The 18924-nt window shown below is 55.1% G+C and carries 18 protein-coding genes and 1 riboswitch; of the genes, 11 read left to right on the top strand and 7 right to left on the bottom strand.

The window, feature by feature from the left end; genetic code table 11:
• Nucleotides 1-23 precede the first annotated feature (23 nt).
• Both ACUTSW_RS01650 and ACUTSW_RS01645 read right to left on the bottom strand, forming a co-directional pair.
• Entirely contained in the window at nt 24-269 is a 246-nt protein-coding gene (locus ACUTSW_RS01650) for a YoaH family protein (RefSeq protein ID WP_004945613.1), read from the bottom strand.
• A gap of 63 nt (nt 270-332) precedes the next feature.
• Nucleotides 333-1340 (bottom strand): glycosyltransferase, encoded by a 1008-nt coding sequence (locus tag ACUTSW_RS01645; protein WP_445583516.1) that lies wholly within the window; start codon nt 1338-1340, stop codon nt 333-335.
• A 528-nt stretch (nt 1341-1868) separates the two neighbouring features.
• Here ACUTSW_RS01645 and pabB point away from each other — a divergent pair.
• From pabB to ACUTSW_RS01625, 4 genes are all read left to right on the top strand, one after another.
• Nucleotides 1869-3242: an aminodeoxychorismate synthase component 1 gene (gene pabB, locus ACUTSW_RS01640; RefSeq protein ID WP_445583515.1), complete on the top strand. Its 1374-nt coding sequence runs from the start codon at nt 1869-1871 to the stop codon at nt 3240-3242.
• On the top strand, nt 3239-3817 hold the full coding sequence (locus ACUTSW_RS01635; RefSeq protein WP_062871095.1) for a CoA pyrophosphatase: 579 nt from the start codon (nt 3239-3241) through the stop codon (nt 3815-3817). The genes pabB and ACUTSW_RS01635 overlap by 4 nt, the downstream gene beginning before the upstream one ends.
• Before the next feature lie 446 nt (nt 3818-4263).
• Entirely contained in the window at nt 4264-5628 is a 1365-nt protein-coding gene (gene sdaA / locus ACUTSW_RS01630; protein WP_006325926.1) for an L-serine ammonia-lyase, read from the top strand.
• A 281-nt stretch (nt 5629-5909) separates the two neighbouring features.
• Nucleotides 5910-7526: an EAL domain-containing protein gene (locus ACUTSW_RS01625; protein WP_062871096.1), complete on the top strand. Its 1617-nt coding sequence runs from the start codon at nt 5910-5912 to the stop codon at nt 7524-7526.
• An 18-nt stretch (nt 7527-7544) separates the two neighbouring features.
• On the opposite strand, the gene ACUTSW_RS01620 is transcribed toward ACUTSW_RS01625, so the two are convergent.
• A complete protein-coding gene (locus ACUTSW_RS01620; protein WP_445583514.1) occupies nt 7545-9089 on the bottom strand; it encodes a TerC family protein in 1545 nt (514 codons plus the stop codon).
• Between the two features lie 570 nt (nt 9090-9659).
• Between ACUTSW_RS01620 and manX the strand changes: the two genes are divergently transcribed.
• From manX to mntP, 5 genes are all read left to right on the top strand, one after another.
• A complete protein-coding gene (gene manX, locus ACUTSW_RS01615) occupies nt 9660-10631 on the top strand; it encodes a PTS mannose transporter subunit IIAB (protein ID WP_062871097.1) in 972 nt (323 codons plus the stop codon).
• A 55-nt stretch (nt 10632-10686) separates the two neighbouring features.
• Nucleotides 10687-11487 carry a PTS mannose/fructose/sorbose transporter subunit IIC gene (locus ACUTSW_RS01610; protein WP_004945641.1) on the top strand — a complete coding sequence of 267 codons (801 nt, stop codon included), beginning with the start codon at nt 10687-10689 and terminating at the stop codon, nt 11485-11487.
• A 15-nt stretch (nt 11488-11502) separates the two neighbouring features.
• Nucleotides 11503-12345 (top strand): PTS mannose transporter subunit IID, encoded by an 843-nt coding sequence (locus tag ACUTSW_RS01605; RefSeq protein ID WP_062871098.1) that lies wholly within the window; start codon nt 11503-11505, stop codon nt 12343-12345.
• A gap of 55 nt (nt 12346-12400) precedes the next feature.
• A complete protein-coding gene (locus ACUTSW_RS01600; protein ID WP_062871099.1) occupies nt 12401-12859 on the top strand; it encodes a DUF986 family protein in 459 nt (152 codons plus the stop codon).
• 221 nt (nt 12860-13080) lie between these two features.
• Nucleotides 13081-13264: riboswitch (yybP-ykoY riboswitch) on the top strand.
• An 11-nt stretch (nt 13265-13275) separates the two neighbouring features.
• Entirely contained in the window at nt 13276-13845 is a 570-nt protein-coding gene (gene mntP / locus ACUTSW_RS01595) for a manganese efflux pump MntP (RefSeq protein WP_004945650.1), read from the top strand.
• Between the two features lie 66 nt (nt 13846-13911).
• Here mntP and ACUTSW_RS01590 read toward each other — a convergent pair whose 3' ends face one another.
• Nucleotides 13912-15261 carry an MFS transporter gene (locus ACUTSW_RS01590; RefSeq protein ID WP_445583513.1) on the bottom strand — a complete coding sequence of 450 codons (1350 nt, stop codon included), beginning with the start codon at nt 15259-15261 and terminating at the stop codon, nt 13912-13914.
• Nucleotides 15262-15426: 165 nt separating this feature from the next.
• Here ACUTSW_RS01590 and ACUTSW_RS01585 point away from each other — a divergent pair, with 165 nt between their 5' ends.
• Nucleotides 15427-16164, top strand: coding sequence for an ArsR/SmtB family transcription factor (locus ACUTSW_RS01585; RefSeq protein WP_445583512.1), 738 nt, complete (start codon nt 15427-15429; stop codon nt 16162-16164).
• Here the strand turns inward: ACUTSW_RS01585 and rlmA are convergent.
• On the bottom strand, nt 16161-16979 hold the full coding sequence (gene rlmA / locus ACUTSW_RS01580; protein WP_445583511.1) for a 23S rRNA (guanine(745)-N(1))-methyltransferase: 819 nt from the start codon (nt 16977-16979) through the stop codon (nt 16161-16163). The genes ACUTSW_RS01585 and rlmA overlap by 4 nt on opposite strands.
• A 132-nt stretch (nt 16980-17111) precedes the next feature.
• Between rlmA and ACUTSW_RS01575 the strand changes: the two genes are divergently transcribed.
• Complete coding sequence (locus ACUTSW_RS01575; RefSeq protein ID WP_445583510.1) at nt 17112-17825, top strand: polyphenol oxidase family protein; 714 nt, start codon at nt 17112-17114, stop codon at nt 17823-17825.
• Nucleotides 17826-17880: 55 nt separating this feature from the next.
• Here the strand turns inward: ACUTSW_RS01575 and cspE are convergent, their stop codons facing one another.
• Together cspE and ACUTSW_RS01565 are read right to left on the bottom strand one after the other, a co-directional pair.
• Nucleotides 17881-18090 carry a transcription antiterminator/RNA stability regulator CspE gene (gene cspE, locus ACUTSW_RS01570; RefSeq protein ID WP_002221949.1) on the bottom strand — a complete coding sequence of 70 codons (210 nt, stop codon included), beginning with the start codon at nt 18088-18090 and terminating at the stop codon, nt 17881-17883.
• Nucleotides 18091-18131: 41 nt separating this feature from the next.
• Complete coding sequence (locus tag ACUTSW_RS01565) at nt 18132-18248, bottom strand: DUF2627 domain-containing protein (RefSeq protein ID WP_002211058.1); 117 nt, start codon at nt 18246-18248, stop codon at nt 18132-18134.
• Nucleotides 18249-18924: the final 676 nt, after the last annotated feature.

Here is an 18924-nt window from a genome sequence, read left to right as displayed (position 1 = left end):
CCGGCTTGCCGGCCCCTGCAACATCAATAGTTTTCGTCTTCTTCCGAATCGTCGTCAGCCTGTTCGTCCGGCCTTTCCTGATAGTCTTCGTCTTCGTCTTCATCATCAAACAGAACGCTAACCTGGTCGCCCTGGTGTTTTTCGCGGATTTCCTGCGCGACGCGCGCGATGGCTTCACCACTGCTCATGCCTTGTTCCATCAACAGATGGATACGGTCCGCAGCGTCCTGCTGCTCTTGGTGACTCAATGACGGCATACCTGCAAGCATGTGTTTCTCTCCGGCAAAATGGAGGGGGATTATACGCCTTAAACCGGCGGATCCCAACGTCTGTTATTCGGCGGCGGGCTGCGAGCAATGATCGCAATCCCGCCACTGCTTCAGACGATGCAACCACAACGTAACGTGCCAGATCTGCTTGAGGCCGCGTGCGTTAGCCGCCATCGTTCTATCAATACCACGCTGATAAAACTCACCGGTGATTTGGCACTGTGCAGCCGGCTCAGGCTCCCGCCGAATACTGTGGCAAATACCCAACGCCTCGCGGGCGATCTGCCAGTGAAAAGCCGGTCGAATAACCATTTTGCCGGCATAGCGTTGGTTAAGCACCACCAGCATTTCCACTATTTTCATATAGTGTCGCTGGTATTCCACGTTCGCCTTGCCGGTGCGGCGGCGATTGCTGATGGATTGATCGTGCACCCGTTGCCGGTACAAGGCTTTGCTGAGGTACTTGACCCGCTGCGCATTAAACATCACCTCGGTGGTCCAGGGAATATCTTGGTGATGTAACCCCGGTTCGAAATACAACTGATGCCGCTTAATAAAATCAAGGCGATACACCGCCAACCAAACCACATGAATAAATTTTCTTGTTTTCAACGCCCGCTCTAGCCATTGTGCCCCGCTAATAACGCCGGTGTCGCCCAATCGCTTGTGCGGAATAATCTCTTGCAGTTCGTTTTCTCGGGAAAAATAACGTTGGCCGTTACACTGCATGACATCTAATTGTTCTTGTTCGGCCAAGGCCACTAACGTTGAATACATTTCAGGCGCCAATAAATCATCCGCATCCGGAAATGCCACATATTTTCCCTGCGCAATAGCCAGCCCCGCATTGCGTGCGCAGGAAACGCCGGAATTAGGCTGATCGATCACGGTAATATGCGGGTATTGCCGCGCATAGCGGTGGGCGATAGCGCCAGAGCCGTCGGTGGAACCGTCATTAACGATGATCACCTCCAGCCGCCGCTCATCCTGAGCCAACAACGACGCCATGAAAGGCTCAAACAGTGCTCCCGCGTTATGCAACGGGACAATGACACTCAGGATTAAGGGCATAGGCAGCTCTTCGCAAAAAGTAACGAATAAATAGTTCTATTTTCTAAAAAAACGGTGCGCAGTTAAATGAAGCGATTCGATGTTAAATAATCAAACCAGGCCTCCGAGTACGTTTTTTTTCAACGACATTGCTTTAATTTGTATTCCCCGCAGATAGCAGATAAAGGGGAACGCCGCGACAGTACGAGACAGCAAAATTTCGTTTGTGACGTTGTTGGCAATAAGGCATGTCGTCCTCACTATTTTTGATGACACCCCGAAACAATAACAGGATAAAAACAATAAATTGTTTTATTTTCAATCAGCACCTGCTGATTAAAATTGATTTAACCTCAGCCTGAATTATTATTTTCTAACACATAAAATTGTCGTTAATGGCGCAAAAAATGCTTCATTACAAAATCGTTTACTCGCTGTTTATGTGAAGTGTGCTCTGGCGCCCAACGCCAGAACATGCACCCGCCGGTCGAATATGGCAGAATAGCGGGCAGAAACCGCCGTTCCCGTCAGTCAGGTTTATTGAGGCCCATGAGCGCAACCGCACCGAATCTTAAGTCTTTGCCTTACACCCGTACCGCCCTGCTGGAGCATTTTGCTCCGCTGGCACAGCAGCCGTGGGCGATGTTGCTGCACTCCGGCTTTGCCGAACACTCGCATAACCGTTTCGATATCCTGGTCGCAGATCCCTGCACAACGCTGATCACACGAGGGCAAATCACCGAGGTTCGCCGCGGTGAAGATGACCGACAGTCGCAAGAAGATCCGTTCAGCCTGCTGCAAGAAGAGTTGGAAAAACAACAGTGGCATCCCGCGGCAGATCCCAACCTGCCGTTTCAGGGGGGCGCACTCGGGCTGTTCGGTTACGACCTGGGGCGCAGAGTGGAAAAGCTGCCGCAATGGGCGCAAGCGGATATCGCGCTGCCGGATATGGCGATCGGCATTTATGACTGGGCGCTGATTGCCGACCACCACCGGCAGACATTGACGTTGCTCAGCTACGGCGACACGGAACAGCGCTGGCAGTGGCTTAACACACAACGGCCGGAACCGCAGCAGGCATTTGCCTTGACCAGCCGCTGGCAGGCCAATATGACGCGCCAACAGTACGGCGAAAAGTTCCAGCGCATTCAGCATTACCTGCGTAGCGGTGATTGCTATCAAATTAATCTGGCGCAACGCTTTTCAGCAGATTATCAGGGCGATGAATGGCAAGCCTTTCAACAACTGAACGCCAGCAACCGCGCCCCCTTCTCCGCCTTTTTGCGCCTGCCGGACAACGCCGTACTGAGCGTTTCGCCCGAGCGTTTTCTGTGGCTGGAGAACCGGCACATTCAAACCCGCCCGATCAAAGGCACCTTGCCGAGGCTGGACGATGCCGATCAGGATGCGCAGCAGGCGCAGCGATTGGCACACTCTGCGAAAGACCGTGCGGAGAATCTGATGATTGTCGACCTGCTGCGTAATGATATCGGCCGTGTTGCCGAGCCGGGCAGCGTGCGCGTCCCCGAATTGTTCGTGGTCGAACCCTTCCCCGCAGTCCATCATTTGGTCAGCACCATCACCGCCATCCTGCCAGAACGCACAGCAGCAACCGAACTGCTGCGCGCTTGCTTCCCGGGTGGCTCCATTACCGGCGCGCCAAAAGTGCGGGCGATGGAAATCATTGAGGAGCTGGAGCCGCAGCGGCGCAATGCCTACTGCGGCAGCATAGGTTATATCAGCGCCTGCGGCACCATGGACACCAATATCACCATCCGCACGTTAATCACCGAAAACGGTCGCATTTACTGTTCTGCAGGCGGCGGCATCGTGGCCGACAGCCAGGAGCAAGCGGAATATCAGGAAACCTTTGATAAGGTCGGCCGTATCTTGCCGCAATTGGGAGAGGTTACCTCGTCGTGAGCCAACCGATTTACCCGACATCGCTTGCCGCTTTTATCAGCCGCTTCCAACTGCAGTTGCCGCAGGCGTCACAGATTTCGCACAATACCCGCCCGGCGGCGGTGCTGATCCCTATTGTCTGCCGCCCCGAACCCACTCTGCTGCTCACCCGCCGCGCCGACTCACTGCGTAAACATGCCGGCCAGGTGGCATTTCCCGGCGGCAAAACCGATGCCGAAGATGGCTCGGCGATTATCACCGCACTGCGTGAAGCACACGAAGAAGTGGCGATCCCGCCCCAGTCGGTGACCGTGCTTGGCCAACTGGCGCCGCTTGACAGTAGCACCGGGTTCCAGGTCACGCCGGTGGTCGGCTTGATCGCGCCCGATGTGCAATTCAGCGCCAACGAAGACGAAGTGGCCGACGTCTTTGAGATCCCGCTGCATGAAGCGTTGACGCTGTCGCGCTATTATCCGCTGGATATCCACCGCGCAGGCCACTCGCACCGCATTTATCTTTCCTGGTATCAGAGTCAGTTTGTCTGGGGGTTGACCGCCGCCATCATTCGCCGGCTGGCGCAGCAGGTGAGTATTTAACGCCAGATACGTGACACAGATCACAAGACAAACGGTTACCTGCGCAACAGGCGCGGGTAAAGCGATCGGCATCACTTCATTCCTCTGCTTTTTCAACTACCTTTCTGGCCATGAGAGTTTTAAAAAAACTGTAAACCCTCTCTTCAACCTTACGAAATACCTGTAAAATACTGCCGTCCGGAATAAACCACTATCAATATAGGGATTAAACCGGCAGCGCCCCGCAACGGAAGCTGGCGCGATTGTCATTAACTGAGTTTGGGCAACGGAAGGTTCCACGGCTGACCGGCTGCCAGAGACAATCAATAAGTGAGCCAACACCAAGGATTATTTTATTTCATGCGAAAAAGGCAACCGAACCCGTACGGGCCTTTTACAATATCGCTGTTCCCTGCGCGGTTTTTAACCGATGCAGCCATAACAATATGCCTCTAAGGAGTTTTAGCGTGATTAGCGTTTTCGACATGTTTAAGATCGGCATCGGCCCGTCCAGCTCTCATACGGTTGGACCGATGAAAGCCGGCAAACAGTTTGTCGACGATCTGGTAAATAAAGGCCTGATGCCTTCTATCACGCGTGTAGCTGTAGATGTTTACGGCTCACTCTCATTGACCGGTAAAGGTCACCATACCGATATCGCTATCATCCTCGGCCTGGCGGGCAATATGCCGGATACCGTTGATATCGATAGCATCCCGAGTTTTATTCGCGATGTAGAACAACGTCAACGCCTGATGCTGGCCAGCGGCCTGCATGAAGTCGATTTCCCGCGCGACGGCGGCATGGTTTTCCGCAGCGACAACCTGCCGCTGCACGAAAACGGCATGCAGATCCATGCCTTCGCTGGTGATAAAGAAGTTTACAGCAAGACCTACTACTCCATCGGCGGCGGTTTTATCGTCGATGAAGAGAACTTCGGCAAAGCCGACGAACATGAGCTGACCGTTCCTTACCCGTTCAATTTTGCTCGTGAAATGCTCGATCACTGCCGCGAGACCGGACTGTCTTTATCTGGCATGGTGATGCAGAACGAACTGGCACTGCACAGCAAGCAGGAAATCGAAACCTACTTCGGCAATATCTGGCAGACCATGCGCGCCTGTATCGATCGCGGTTTGAACACCGAGGGCGTGCTGCCTGGGCCGCTGCGTGTACCGCGTCGCGCTTCCGCGCTGCGCCGTTTGCTGGTTTCCTCCGATAAGCTGTCCAGCGACCCAATGAACGTTATTGACTGGGTCAATATGTTCGCGCTGGCGGTTAACGAAGAAAACGCCGCCGGCGGCCGCGTAGTCACAGCGCCAACCAACGGCGCTTGCGGCATCGTTCCTGCCGTACTGGCCTACTATGACCACTTTATCGAATCCGTCAGCCCGGACATTTACATCCGCTACTTTATGGCTGCGGGCGCCGTCGGCGCACTCTACAAAATGAACGCTTCCATCTCTGGCGCCGAAGTAGGCTGCCAGGGAGAGGTCGGCGTCGCCTGCTCTATGGCGGCGGCAGGCCTGGCTGAATTGCTGGGTGGCAGCCCGGAGCAAGTTTGCATCGCGGCGGAAATCGGCATGGAGCACAATCTGGGTCTGACCTGTGATCCGGTTGCCGGGCAGGTTCAGGTCCCTTGCATTGAACGTAATGCGATTGCGTCCGTGAAAGCGATCAACTCGGCGCGCATGGCGTTGCGTCGCACCAGTGAGCCACGCGTTTCTCTGGATAAGGTGATCGAGACCATGTACGAAACCGGCAAAGACATGAACGCCAAATACCGCGAAACTTCGCGCGGCGGCCTGGCGATAAAAGTGCAGTGCGATTGACCCCACACCCCGCCTTCACGGCGGGGTTTTTCTTTGTATAAGATCTTGATAATCAACTCCCTACTCGTCACAAGTGACGCCGTCACTCAAAACTCCCGTTACAATATCGCGCCGATCCACCGGTTAACCTGCAATTTAGCCCTTTGTTTCTCCAAATTTAAATAATTTACTGGGTTACCATCACTCTTGTATAACGACAGGCTAGAATTAGCCGAGTATCATCCCATGGCAGTTTGGCCGGACGAGGATTCTGGGCTAGCTTACCGAACAAGGATTTACCGATGTTGATGACCCAACTTGCCGTGACTAAATACCGCTATTACCGTTGGCTTCTGGCCGGGGCGGTTGGGTTGGCTATTCTGCTGCTCTCGCTGTACACCCGCTACTATCAGGAACTCGGCACCATCGAGCAAAGCCAGCGGGTGCTGGCCACCCGTACCGTCACCAAGATCAATAACCTGCTGGCGCCTGCGGAGCTCCAGGCCGGACGCTCCATGCCATTGCTGGACCAACCCTGCCAGACCTCAATGCCGACGCTGCGCTTTCGCGCTGCGCAAAATCAGGCGCTGCGGGCCGTACTGTTGGTCAAAGACGGGATTATTTACTGTTCCAGCCTGTTCGGCGTGCGTAACTATGTTTTCAGCGCCATTTTGCCTACCCTGGCAGACGGTAGCGCGAAGTTAGCCCTGCGCCCTTCTCTTTCGGTCGCCAAAGGGGTGCCAACGCTGATCATGTGGACGCCGGTAACAGCCGATAACAATCTCAACGGCGTGCTGCATGTATTCAATATTGAGCTGTTGGCCAATTTCCTGCTGGAACCGCAAGAACCCTACGCACAACGGGTGGTGCTGAACGTCGGTGACAACAGCCTGGAATACGGACGACGGGAGATCCTGCGCAGCGATACCCTGACTACCGGCCTTCTCTATACCGCAAAATCAGCGCAATACCCTTTCTCCATCTCGCTGTTTGGCCCGCAGGCAAGCCGGCTCGCCCTGGCTGCGCTGCCGCGCCATATTCCGCTGGCATTGCTGATCAGCCTGCTGGCGGCCTATGTCGTGTACCTGCTCACCGCCAACCGCATGAGCCTGTCCTACCATATTGGCCACGCCATTACCCATCGCGAATTCCGCGTTTACTGCCAGCCGATCATCAACGCCGAAACGGGCCGCTGCATCGGGGTGGAAACCCTGCTGCGCTGGAAAAACAAACGCCAGGGCTGGATCTCGCCGGACGTATTTATTCCCCTCGCGGAACAACATGGGCTGATCATCGCCCTGACCCGCTACCTGATGGGCACCGTGGTGGAAAACCTGCAGTTGTTCCCGCCACGTCCGTCGTTTTACATCAGCATTAACGTCGCCGCAGAGCATTTCAACGCGGTCACCCTCATCGACGACATTCGACGCATCTGGCTACCGGCCCAACCGATGCCCTCGTTGATGCTGGAGCTTACCGAACGCACCGCACTGTCTGAAATTCAGTATGAGCAAATCAAGACGCTGAAAGAAATGGGGATCATGCTGGCAATCGATGATTTCGGCACCGGGCACAGTTCGCTCAGTTACCTGAAAAAACTCAGCCCTGACGTGTTGAAAATCGATCGCGGTTTTACCGCCGCCATCGGTACCGATGCGATCAATGCCACCGTCACCGATACCATCATTACTCTGGCGCACAAGTTGAAGCTAAAGCTGGTGGCGGAAGGCGTGGAAACCGAGGAACAGGCAGATTACCTGCGTTCACACGACGTGAACGCGCTGCAAGGCTTCTATTTCGCCAAGCCGATGCCAATCAACGTATTTCCGCTGTGGTTACAGCAGTATGAATCGAAGTTGCGAGCGATGAGTGCGCGTGAGGAGCGACAGAAAGAAAGGGAAAACAAGCCGGAGGCGTGATGCCCCCGGCTCGTCATGTTACTGCTGTTCCTCGTCGTGAGGCGTCACTTTAGTGATACGCACCAGTTCGATGCGGTACTCCGACACTTCAATAACTTCGAAACGCAGCTGGTTTAGCTCCACCACATCCCCCGCAGCCGGCATCTGGCCGTAATGAGAGAGCAGGAAACCCGCCAGTGTGGCGTAATCCGCCGTCGGGCTGACCAAATCTTCGCAGCTCAGCGCCTGCTCCAGCGAGTGCAAGTCGGTGCCGCCCTTCGCCAGCCAGCTTGCGCCTTCCACCACGATATCCGGCGTCTCATCTTCGTCGGGGAATTCGCCGGCGATGGCCTCCAGCACGTCCAGCGGCGTTACCAGCCCCTGTACCACGCCAAATTCATTGGTCACCACCACCAGACGCCCCTTGGCACGACGCAATACCGCCAGCAGGTTAATCACGTCCATGGTTTCCGGCACCACTATCGGCGGCGTGCGTGCGGCAAACTCGGCGATATCGTCACCCTGTTCTACCGCCACCAGCAGATCCTTGGCACGCACCACGCCGATAATCTCATCCAGCGAGTCACGGCAAACCGGGAACAGGCTGTGCGGCGTATCCAGCAATTGCTCGCGCACCTCTTCACGTGAGCGATCGCAATCCACCCACGAGATTTCGGTGCGCGGTGTCATTACGCTGCGCAATGAACGCGAAGCCAGCGTTAGCACGCCGCTGATCATATAGCGCTCTTCAGCGGCAAAAGTTTCGTTCACCGGCTGCGGTACGGCTTCGTCCGTTTGCTGTGCGCGCTGTTGACCCATCAGACGCATAATCGCTTCTGCGGTACGCTCGCGCATCGGGCGGTGCGCCTGGTGTTTGATAAAGTTACGGCGGGCAATCTGGTTAAACAGCTCGATCAGGATCGAGAAGCCAATAGCTGCGTACAGGTAACCTTTAGGAATATGCATGCCAAAACCTTCGGCAATCAGGCTCAGGCCGATCATCAGCAAGAAACTCAGGCACAGCACCACTATGGTCGGATGGGCATTCACGAAGTTGGTCAGCGGTTTTGACGCCACCAGCATCACCACCATGGCGATCACCACCGCCGTCATCATTACCGGCAGGTCGTTCACCATCCCCACGGCGGTAATCACCGCATCAAGCGAGAACACGGCGTCAAGGATCACAATCTGCACCACCACCGCCCAGAACTTGGCGTAGCCACGGTTGGCGCCATCCTGGTGCGTCTGCCCTTCCAGCCGTTCATGCAGTTCCATAGTGGCTTTGAACAACAGGAAGACACCGCCGAACAGCAAGATCAGATCACGGCCGGAGAAACTGAAATCCGCCACGCTAAACAGCGGCGTAGTCAGCGTAACCATCCAGGAAATGACCGACAACAGGCCCAGACGCATAAACAGCGCCAGCGACAGACCGAGTATGCGCGCTTTATCGCGCTGCTTCGGCGGCAGCTTATCGGCCAGAATGGCGATAAACACCAGGTTGTCGATACCCAGCACAATTTCCAATACCACCAGTGTAAGTAACCCAGCCCAAATCGAGGGGTCCATTAAAAATTCCATATCAGACTCCGGAAAAAAGACAGGATTGCCGAGCGTGGCTCAGGCGTGACGATGCTGACGCAGAGGGCGCGCAAAGAACAACAGCAAGATAACGGGATTGCAGTACCGGGGGATGGCCGAACGGCCGTGTGACTTGTGTTACGCCAGCAGGTGGCGGGTGGAACCTTGAAAAACAGTAACTTCGGTGACAGTCCATAGGGTGGGCTGAGGCCCTTCACTCCTAAATATGAAAGAGCAAATACTCTAGCAGGAATTTTTTTTACGGCAAAGAAGCTTTTTTACCTTCAGCATCGTCTTGTAACAGGTCTGTTGTTTAATTCTGCAAACGCCGTATTAAGAGTTATCTGAGCGCTCAATAACAGAGCAATGTCACAAAATTTATTTTTTCACTCACTAAAATAAATGACGCCAATGTGAATTAACGCGCACAGGCTTTTGAAACTGCGCGAGAAATGTTAAGCCCGCGTTTCTGATTTTCTACCATAATGTATCTGAACCGCGGAAGTGACTGCCAGAAAGGAAATCAAGAACGACACAATCCGTGCATGAAGTTCAATGAGGAGGTAGCGAGTGGCAATAGCTATTATCATCGGCACACACGGGACCGCAGCGGAACAATTGCTGAAGACGGCGGAAATGCTATTGGGCGAGCAAGATAACGTCGCTTTTATAGACTTCGTCCCCGGTGAAAACGCCGAAACGTTAATCGAGAAATATAATCTGAAAATCAGCGAGCTAGACACCAGCGGTGGTGTCTTGTTTCTGGTGGACACCTGGGGCGGCAGCCCATTCAACGCGGCCAGCCGCATTGCCGTCGATAAAGAAAACTATGAGGTCGTCACCGGGGTTAACATTCCCATGCTGGTGGAAACGTTCATGGCGCGGGACGATAACCCAGGCTTCGACGAATTGGTCGCACTGGCGTTGGAAACCGGCCGTGAAGGCGTAAAAGCGCTGAAAAAACCGCAAGAAGAGAGTGTTAAGCCCGCGGCACCACAGAGTTCCCCCGCCGCCAAACCCGCCGCACCGCAGGCACCGCTTGGCCCCAATGACCGTATGAAGATCGGCCTGGCACGCATCGATGACCGTCTGATTCACGGCCAGGTTGCCACCCGTTGGACCAAGGAAACCAACGTCAGCCGCATCATTGTCATCAGCGACGAAGTCGCCGCCGATCACGTTCGCAAAACCTTACTGACCCAAGTGGCCCCGCCGGGCGTTACCGCGCACGTGGTCGACGTGGCGAAAGCCATCCGCGTATGGAACAACCCGAAATACGCCGGTGACCGCGTCATGCTGCTGTTCACGAATCCGACCGATGTTTGGCGTCTGGTCGAAGCCGGCGTAGATATCACATCGGTGAATATCGGCGGCATGGCGTTTCGCCAGGGGAAAACCCAGGTCAACAACGCCGTGTCGGTCGACGAAAAAGATATCGAAGCGTTTAAGAAATTAAACGATCGCGGTATCGAACTGGAAGTTCGCAAAGTCTCGTCCGACAGCCGGTTAAAAATGATGGACCTGATTAACAAACTCAATTAATGGCGCAAGCCAATAATTATTTTACTCAGAGCTCTTTGGTCATAGGAGAAGTGCAATGGAGATCACCACTCTTCAGATTGTGCTGATATTTATCGTTGCCTGTATCGCCGGGATGGGATCCGTTCTCGACGAGTTCCAGTTCCACCGTCCGCTGGTCGCCTGTACCCTGATTGGCTTTATCCTCGGTGATATGAAAACCGGCATCATCATCGGCGGTACGCTGGAGATGATCGCCCTGGGCTGGATGAATATCGGTGCCGCGGTCGCGCCAGATGCGGCGTTGGCTTCCATCATTTCCACCATTCTGGTTATTGCCGGCGGCCAGAGCGTCGGTGCCGGTATCGCGCTGGCCATACCGCTGGCGGCGGCCGGGCAAGTGCTGACCATCATCGTGCGTACGCTGACCGTGGCCTTCCAACACGCGGCAGACAGCGCAGCGGAACGCGGCAGTTTGCGCGCCATCACCTGGATCCACATCTCCGCCCTGCTGTTGCAGGCGATGCGTATCGCCATCCCGGCGGTTATCGTGGCCATCTCGGTGGGCACCGCAGGCGTTCACGCTCTGCTTAACTCGATCCCGGAAGTCGTCACCAGCGGCCTGAACATCGCCGGCGGGATGATTGTGGTGGTCGGTTACGCCATGGTGATCAACATGATGCGCGCCGGTTACCTGATGCCCTTCTTCTACCTCGGCTTCGTTACCGCCGCCTTCACCAACTTTAACCTGGTGGCGCTCGGCGTCATCGGCGTGGTGATGGCCGTGCTTTATATCCAGCTCAGTCCGAAATACAACAAGTCCCAGGTTGTACAGGCTGGTCCGGCTAATGCCAACGATCTCGATAACGAACTCGATTAGGAATAGGTGAGAGACATGGTTGATACAACAGCTCAAAAGAAACTCACGCCGGCCGATATTCGCGGTGTGTTCCTGCGCTCGAACCTGTTCCAGGGCTCATGGAACTTCGAACGCATGCAGGCGCTGGGTTTTTGCTTCTCTATGGTGCCGGTGATCCGCCGCCTGTACCCGGAAAATAACGACGACCGCAAACGGGCAATCAAACGTCACCTGGAATTCTTCAACACCCACCCTTACGTAGCGGCGCCAGTGCTTGGCGTTACCATGGCGATGGAAGAACAACGTGCCAACGGCGCGCCGATCGACGATGCAGCCATCAACGGCATCAAGGTCGGTTTGATGGGGCCTCTGGCCGGCGTGGGCGACCCGATCTTCTGGGGCACCGTACGGCCGGTATTCGCAGCGCTCGGCGCCGGTATTGCCATGAGCGGCAGCCTGCTTGGCCCTATTTTGTTCTTTGTCTTGTTCAATCTGGTGCGCCTGCTGACCCGCTATTACGGCGTGGCGTACGGTTACCGCAAAGGGGTGGATATCGTTAATGACATGGGCGGCGGCTTCCTGCAAAAACTGACGGAAGGAGCGTCCATTCTTGGCCTGTTTGTGATGGGGGCATTGGTTAACAAGTGGACGCACGTGAATATCCCGCTGGTGGTGTCGAAGATCACCGATCAGACCGGGCATACCACTGTGACCACGGTGCAAACCATTCTCGATCAGTTGATGCCGGGTCTGGTGCCGCTGCTGCTGACCTTCGGCTGTATGTGGCTGTTGCGCAGAAAAGTGAATGCGCTGTGGATTATCATCGGCTTCTTCGCCATCGGCATCTTCGGTTACTGGATTGGTCTGCTGGGCCTGTAAAGCTAATCGCAACCGGGGGGAAACCCCCGGTTTTTTTTATTTGTGGAGTTGAAAGATGTCACTGACCGATGGCGTATTACTGATTTTTACCGCGCTGATGCTGCTGTATGCGATTTACGACGAATTCGGCATGAACCTGCTGAAGGGCAAAACGCGGCTTAAAGTGCAATTAAAGCGCCGCAACCGGATCGACTGCCTGATTTTTGTCGGCCTGATTGTCATTTTGATTTACCGAAACGTCACCACCAACGGCGCAATATTGACCACTTATCTGCTTATTTCTTTAGCGCTGATCGCCATCTATATTTCTTATATTCGCTGGCCCAAGATACTGTTTAAAACCCAGGGTTTCTTTTATGCCAACACCTTCATTGAATATAACCGCATTAAAGCCATGAATTTATCTGAAGATGGCATCCTGGTCATCGACCTGGAACAGCGCCGGTTACTCATTCAGGTTACACAATTAGACGACCTGGAGAGGATTTATCATTTTTTCGTTGAAAATCAATGAATAAATAATACTTAAAGTTTCACCCCTGCCGATAACACGCGCTGTATATGGATAATTAATCAACAACCCCAGCGCTTATCCGTTTATTATTTACGCAACATTGTTGCATCCGCCTACATTATATTCCCTCTTGCAATTCTTTAATGAAAACAATTCTCAATTCCAAAAAGAATATTCTCAAGTAATTAAGGTTGTCGTCGTCAGAAATATTATGGTATGGTTGCGCCGTCATTGGGGAGTAGCCGGTTTCTGGGCAATAAAACGCCAGAAACGCCCGTATCAACATACTCGTTTCGGACTCTGAAACGTGGTGCGGGCAGCCAGGTAAGGTTGGCGAGACCATAGACACGTAACTCCGTCGTATGGTTGGGGGTGGGTTACGTGTATATGGAGCCGCCCGGCCGAGGCTATTTAACATGAATCTTTCCGCTACACTCATTCTCGCTTTTGGCATGTCTATGGATGCGTTCGCCGCGTCGATCGGCAAAGGTGCCAGCCTGCATCAACCCCGTTTTCGTGAAGCCCTGCGCACCGGACTCATCTTCGGCGTGGTCGAAGCCATTACGCCGATCATCGGTTGGGCAATTGGCCTGTTCGCCAGCCAATACATCATGGAGTGGGATCACTGGGTAGCCTTCTCGCTGCTGTTTATTCTCGGTACGCGCATGATTGTCGAAGGCATCAGAAACCGGCCGGACGAAGTGGAAAAAGTGAAACGCCACGGCTTCTGGCTATTGGTGGCCACCGCTATCGCCACCAGCCTTGATGCCATGGCGATCGGCGTTGGTCTGGCCTTCCTGCAGGTCAATATTGTGCATACCGCCATGGCCATCGGCATGGCCACCATGATTATGGCAACGCTGGGTATGATGATTGGCCGCTTTATCGGGCCGCTGTTGGGCAAACGCGCAGAGATCATCGGCGGCGTGGTGTTGATCGGTATCGGCATCAATATTCTGCTGGAGCATTTGGGCTACCTCGCCTGATTGTCGCTGAACGCAAAAAACCTGCCAATGGCAGGTTTTTTCGTTTCTGGCAACGCATCGCCTTAGCTACCGCCCGGTCGCTTGCCGGCCTCCTGCACGCGAGGCAAACCTGATCGCCAATCCCCATAGAACAGCCGTGAGCAACGACAGGCCTATCGCGCCGCACACGGCGAACTGGATCCCCTTTTCCAGCGGATGAAACGCCGTCATTAGCGCACCGAAAATCGCCACGCCAAACGCGGAGCCGCTTTGCCTGCCGGCATTGAGCACGCCGGCGGCAACGCCCGCCCGTTCACTCGCGACCTCATTCAACAACGCCGCCGTGGCCGCAGGCGTAATGATCCCGGCCGCCAGGCCAAGCAAGGGGAAACACAACGCAATACGCCAGTAAGGCGGGCTTTCGGCCAGCGCCAGCAAGCCACCGAAACCCAACGCATAAAGCAGCAAACTGCAATAAACTACCCGCCCCGCACCCAACGCCTGAACCAGATGGCCGCAAAGAAAGCTGCCCAGCGTGACCATAATGGTCAGGGGAAGAAATGCCAGGCCGGACTGCAGCGGCGACCAACCCCGTACCTCTTGAAAATAAAGATTCAGCAGAAAGAACGCCCCGTAAAACACCAGAGCAGAAACCAGCGAAACCCATGCCGAGGCGGAAAAAACCACGCTGCGGAAAAGCGCCGGCGGCAGCATCGGCTGCCGGCTTCGTCGCTCTATCGCAACAAACATCAGCCAGCTCAAGGCAGCCACGGCGATACCGCCCAACACCCAACCAGAGTGCCAGCCAAGCCGCGCGCCCTCAATCAACAAGGCCACCGAAGTGGCTAGCGCCACAATCACCGTCCCCTGCCCGGCGTAGTCCATCTGGCGCAAGGATAGTGGCGGGCGAACGGCCGCAATGCGCAGAGTCAGCCCGATTCCCAACGCAATCACCGGGATATTGATCCAAAACAGGCTACGCCAGCCCAGCAATTGGATCAGCACGCCGCCGGCCAGCGGCCCCGCAGCCATCGCTACGCCGCCGCATCCGGCCCATACGCCAATGGCTCCCGCCCGCTGTTTCGCCTCGGGGAAGGCCGCGTTAATCAGCGTTAAGGAACTGGGCACCAGCAAAGCGGCCCCAACGCCTTGCAATATTCTGGCGGCGACCAGTACGGGTAATGCCCCCGCCAGCCCGCAAAGGGCAGAAGCGCAGGCAAAGATCGCCAGCCCGGCAAGGTAGACTTGCCGCCCCCCTAACCTGTCGCCCAGCGTCCCGCCACTGAGCAACAAACTGGCGAACGCCAACGTATAAGCGTTCACTACCCACTGCAGACCGCTAAGCCCGGTACCCAGATCGGCGGCGATCGGCGGCAAGGCGACGTTAACGATCGACGTATCCAGGATGACGATGACATAGCTGAGGCTGGTTGCCATCAGTACTCGTTTTTGTTGTTTATTCAAGCTTGCCACTCGTTGCGTACCCAGGTTGATGAAACAGGCATTGACTATAAGCCGCTCTTAGCCTGGAATACTTCGAAGCATATCGAAGTGTACCTTGAACGATGAAAACATCGCCTGCTATCGATAAAGGAGAAACTCGTGGGCCAACATAATATTGCATCCGTTGCGCATCTGATCGCCGAACCGGTGCGGGCGGTGATGTTGATCACGCTGGCCGACGGCAATGCGCTATCAGCCAGTGCGCTTGCAGAGGCGGCAGGCGTCACCCCGCAAACCGCCAGCTCGCATCTGGCAAAGATGTTGGACGGCGGCTTGCTTAGCGTCGAACAGATTGGGCGCTATCGCTACTATCGTCTCTCGGGGCCGCACGTCTCGCATCTGCTGGAAAGTCTGGCGTCGATCGGGCCGGTAACGCCGGCATGGCGCAATACGCCCAACCGTTCTGCGCGTGAGATGCGCTTCGCGCGCTGTTGTTATGATCATCTGGCCGGGAAAGTCGGCGTCGCCGTAACGCGCAGCCTGCTGAAACAAGGGCTAATCGTCGAAAATGGCGCATGCGAATATGTGCTGACGCCGACCGGCGCCAATTGGTTACAGGCGTTGGGCGCCGAGGCGGCCGCAATAGAGCCAGAGGGGGTTGGCAAAGGCCGCCAATGTTTGGACTGGACCGAGCGGCAATATCACCTCGCCGGGCCGCTGGCGGCTTATCTGCTGGACGCGTTTTGCCATTGGGGCTGGCTGCAGCGCTTGCCGGCAACCCGGGCGCTCAAAGTTACCCCAAGGGGCTGGACGGCATTGAAAACGCACCTCGCCGTTGAGCGCGCAGATCTGGAGGACGATGCGGTCAATGGCGAAGCGGCATATCCGGTGGTTTAATCGGCTTGGCGACGGTACAGGCCTATAACGAAATCCGTTTCACAGGCGAATGCTTCGCCGGCACTCAGGCGCTGTTGCACCTCTGGAGAAGCCCGCCAGGCGAAAGGCGTCATCTGCAGCAGGTTGGCCGCCTGCTCGCCCGGCAACGTCATCGGGTACGCCAGTGCCTCGAGCCGCTCGCAGTCAAAGCCCGTCAGTTGCTCATCGGATTCCGCGTGCAGTTGCACCTGCTGATAAACCTGTTCTTTCAATTGATACAGATGGCGCGGGCCAGGCGATACCGTCACTACGACGCCGCCGGGTTTGACCACCCTCGCCAGCTCTTCGGCTTTGCACGGCGCGTAAATGCGCAGGATCGCGTCCAAAGAACGGTCGGCAAAGGGTAAACGGTGGCTGGACGCCACGCAGAATGACACCGCAGGGTAACGCTTGGCCGCATAGCGGATCGCCACTTTGGCAACATCCAGCCCATAAACGGTGATGTCGCGCGGCGCCAATCGTGCCGCCACTTCAGCGGTGTAATAACCTTCGCCACAGCCAATATCCAGCAGCGCCTGCGCCTCGCCATCCAACGCCTGTTCCAGCAGTTCCGCCACCCGTTGCTGCAACGGTCGATAAAATCCGGCATCGAGAAAAGCGCGCCGCGCCTGCATCATTTCCGTGCTGTCTCCCGGCTGCTTCGAGCGTTTATGCTGCACAGGCAGCAGATTGACATAGCCTTCTTTGGCGCAGTCAAACTGATGATTGGCATCGCAACGCCATTGCAAGTGAGAAAGAAGAAGCGGCTGGTGACACAGAGGGCACTGATAAGACATGGTTGGATTCCAGAGAGATACGGCGCAGGTAGTCTAAAGAAGGCTTCTGCACGATGCAAGGCAGGCCTAGCCAACGGGTAAAAAAGCTGGCTACACTGACGATATGTTTTCTGACGCAGGCAAAGACGTTATATGACCGACTACTCCCCGCTTCTCAGCACCGTTCCGGCCATTCAGCACGGTTTCGGCCACAAAAGTGCCCTGCTGCCCGGCCATCTGCAACCCTATCGCGCCACGCTGCCGGAAAAAAAACAGGTGCACGGTACTCGCATCGTCGACATTCATCATGCGGCCCAAATTTGCGGTGAAGCCGACGGTTTCTACACCACCCAACCCGGCATTCTGCTCAGCGTATTGACGGCAGACTGCCTGCCGGTCATTTTCAGCCGCAATGACGGCTCGGCCATTGCGGCCGTGCATGCCGGTTGGCGCGGCTTGCTGGATGGCATTCTTGAGCAATTGGCGGCGCGAATCAGCCGCGATGACTCAACGGCAAACTGGGTGGCCGCCATCGGCCCGGCTGCCGGCCCGTGCTGTTATGAGGTGAACGAAGAGCTGGTTACGCGCTTTAAACAGCAGTTGCCGCTGCCTGCCGCCTTGATCAGTCCAAGCTATCGCCACCTGGATCTGGCCGCCATCGCCGAATACAAACTCAGCCAACTGGGGTTTGCCGCCGTTGATCGCGCCGGGAGTTGCACCATCTGCACGCCGAATACCGACTCGCGGCACCCGCAGCGCTTTAAATACACCAGCTACCGCCGCAACAGCCACCGGCGTGAGCAGGATCCTGGGCACCCAGGCATTACCGGCCGCAATCAGTACGCGGGGATTATCATCGCCGGCTGAGCGCAGACACGAAAAAGCCCGCACGAAGGCGGGCTTTTTGTACAGCTGACGCTGATTAGATAGCAGTAACGTTCACTGCAGATGGGCCTTTCTGGCCATCTTGGATTTCGAACTCAACGTTCTGGCCTTCAGCCAGGGTTTTGAAGCCGTTACCCTGGATTGCAGAGAAGTGTACGAACACGTCTTTGCTGCCGTCAGCTGGGGTGATGAAACCGAAACCTTTAGACTCGTTGAACCACTTAACTTGACCTTTGATCTTTGCCATCTTGAGTATTTCCTTTGGATTGTTTAAACCGCCCGTAGGCGTTACATAGACAAACTAGAGTCGTTACTGCTTGAGGCACTAAGATAAGGATCGGCAGAGAAGCGGTATTCAACGCTAACGTCTTTACTCAGAACTTCTTTACTGAAAATGCCACACATATACAGAACTGTACCTCGTTTTACCCAGATGCGTTATCACATACTCTGTATTCGATGGCAAGCCATTTTTAATCACTGATGGACCTGTCGCACATATTTGAAACGGTCGATAGCAACATAAGCTTAAATAGGCTAAAAGATGTTGAAGCCTTAGCTATTTTCTGCTTAACGCTCACACCGCGCTACACTCCGCAGCCTGACTGAATTTTAACAATTCTTTCATCCGATCGCTCCTCTGCGTTGCGACATATAACCGCCATCGGGCGCTTAGAACGTTAAAAAATTTGAATCTTTATGGAATTTCTTATACAACATTTGAATATCGATGAACGGGTGCCTTTGACCTCAAACTCATCAGACCACTCAGTCGCCATCTGGACGGCCCAACGCCGGTGCCGCCGCCTGTCTGATAACCTTCCCGTCTCCGGAGAAAATAATACCGATGCTAATTATTAATATTAGTTATCGCGAATACCCGCTGCACAATCGGATCCCCGGCAAAAAACAAATGACGCTGCCGCTTTAAGGTGCATAAGCATGCAACGGGGAAAATTACGCACCATCGTTGTGCATAACCGGATAAATATCCTGCTGACGACAGGATTAAATAACGGCAATAACCCTAACATCCGTGAGAATGTATAACCGAATTAAATCTTAAAAAGACAGGGGGTAT

Source organism: Serratia sp. TSA_198.1, assembly GCF_052686505.1.
This window is presented reverse-complemented; position numbering and strand designations above follow the sequence as displayed.

Excerpts from the sequence above, each read along its gene's own strand:
- ACUTSW_RS01650 (WP_004945613.1), bottom strand. The coding sequence starts at position 269 with ATGCTTGCAGGTATGCCGTCATTGAGTCACCAAGAGCAGCAGGACGCT.
- ACUTSW_RS01645 (WP_445583516.1), bottom strand. The coding sequence starts at position 1,340 with ATGCCCTTAATCCTGAGTGTCATTGTCCCGTTGCATAACGCGGGAGCA.
- pabB (WP_445583515.1), top strand. The coding sequence starts at position 1,869 with ATGAGCGCAACCGCACCGAATCTTAAGTCTTTGCCTTACACCCGTACC.
- ACUTSW_RS01625 (WP_062871096.1), top strand. The coding sequence starts at position 5,910 with ATGTTGATGACCCAACTTGCCGTGACTAAATACCGCTATTACCGTTGG.
- ACUTSW_RS01620 (WP_445583514.1), bottom strand. The coding sequence starts at position 9,089 with ATGGAATTTTTAATGGACCCCTCGATTTGGGCTGGGTTACTTACACTG.
- ACUTSW_RS01610 (WP_004945641.1), top strand. The coding sequence starts at position 10,687 with ATGGAGATCACCACTCTTCAGATTGTGCTGATATTTATCGTTGCCTGT.
- ACUTSW_RS01605 (WP_062871098.1), top strand. The coding sequence starts at position 11,503 with ATGGTTGATACAACAGCTCAAAAGAAACTCACGCCGGCCGATATTCGC.
- ACUTSW_RS01600 (WP_062871099.1), top strand. The coding sequence starts at position 12,401 with ATGTCACTGACCGATGGCGTATTACTGATTTTTACCGCGCTGATGCTG.
- mntP (WP_004945650.1), top strand. The coding sequence starts at position 13,276 with ATGAATCTTTCCGCTACACTCATTCTCGCTTTTGGCATGTCTATGGAT.
- ACUTSW_RS01590 (WP_445583513.1), bottom strand. The coding sequence starts at position 15,261 with ATGGCAACCAGCCTCAGCTATGTCATCGTCATCCTGGATACGTCGATC.
- rlmA (WP_445583511.1), bottom strand. The coding sequence starts at position 16,979 with ATGTCTTATCAGTGCCCTCTGTGTCACCAGCCGCTTCTTCTTTCTCAC.
- ACUTSW_RS01575 (WP_445583510.1), top strand. The coding sequence starts at position 17,112 with ATGACCGACTACTCCCCGCTTCTCAGCACCGTTCCGGCCATTCAGCAC.
- cspE (WP_002221949.1), bottom strand. The coding sequence starts at position 18,090 with ATGGCAAAGATCAAAGGTCAAGTTAAGTGGTTCAACGAGTCTAAAGGT.
- ACUTSW_RS01565 (WP_002211058.1), bottom strand. The coding sequence starts at position 18,248 with ATGTGTGGCATTTTCAGTAAAGAAGTTCTGAGTAAAGACGTTAGCGTT.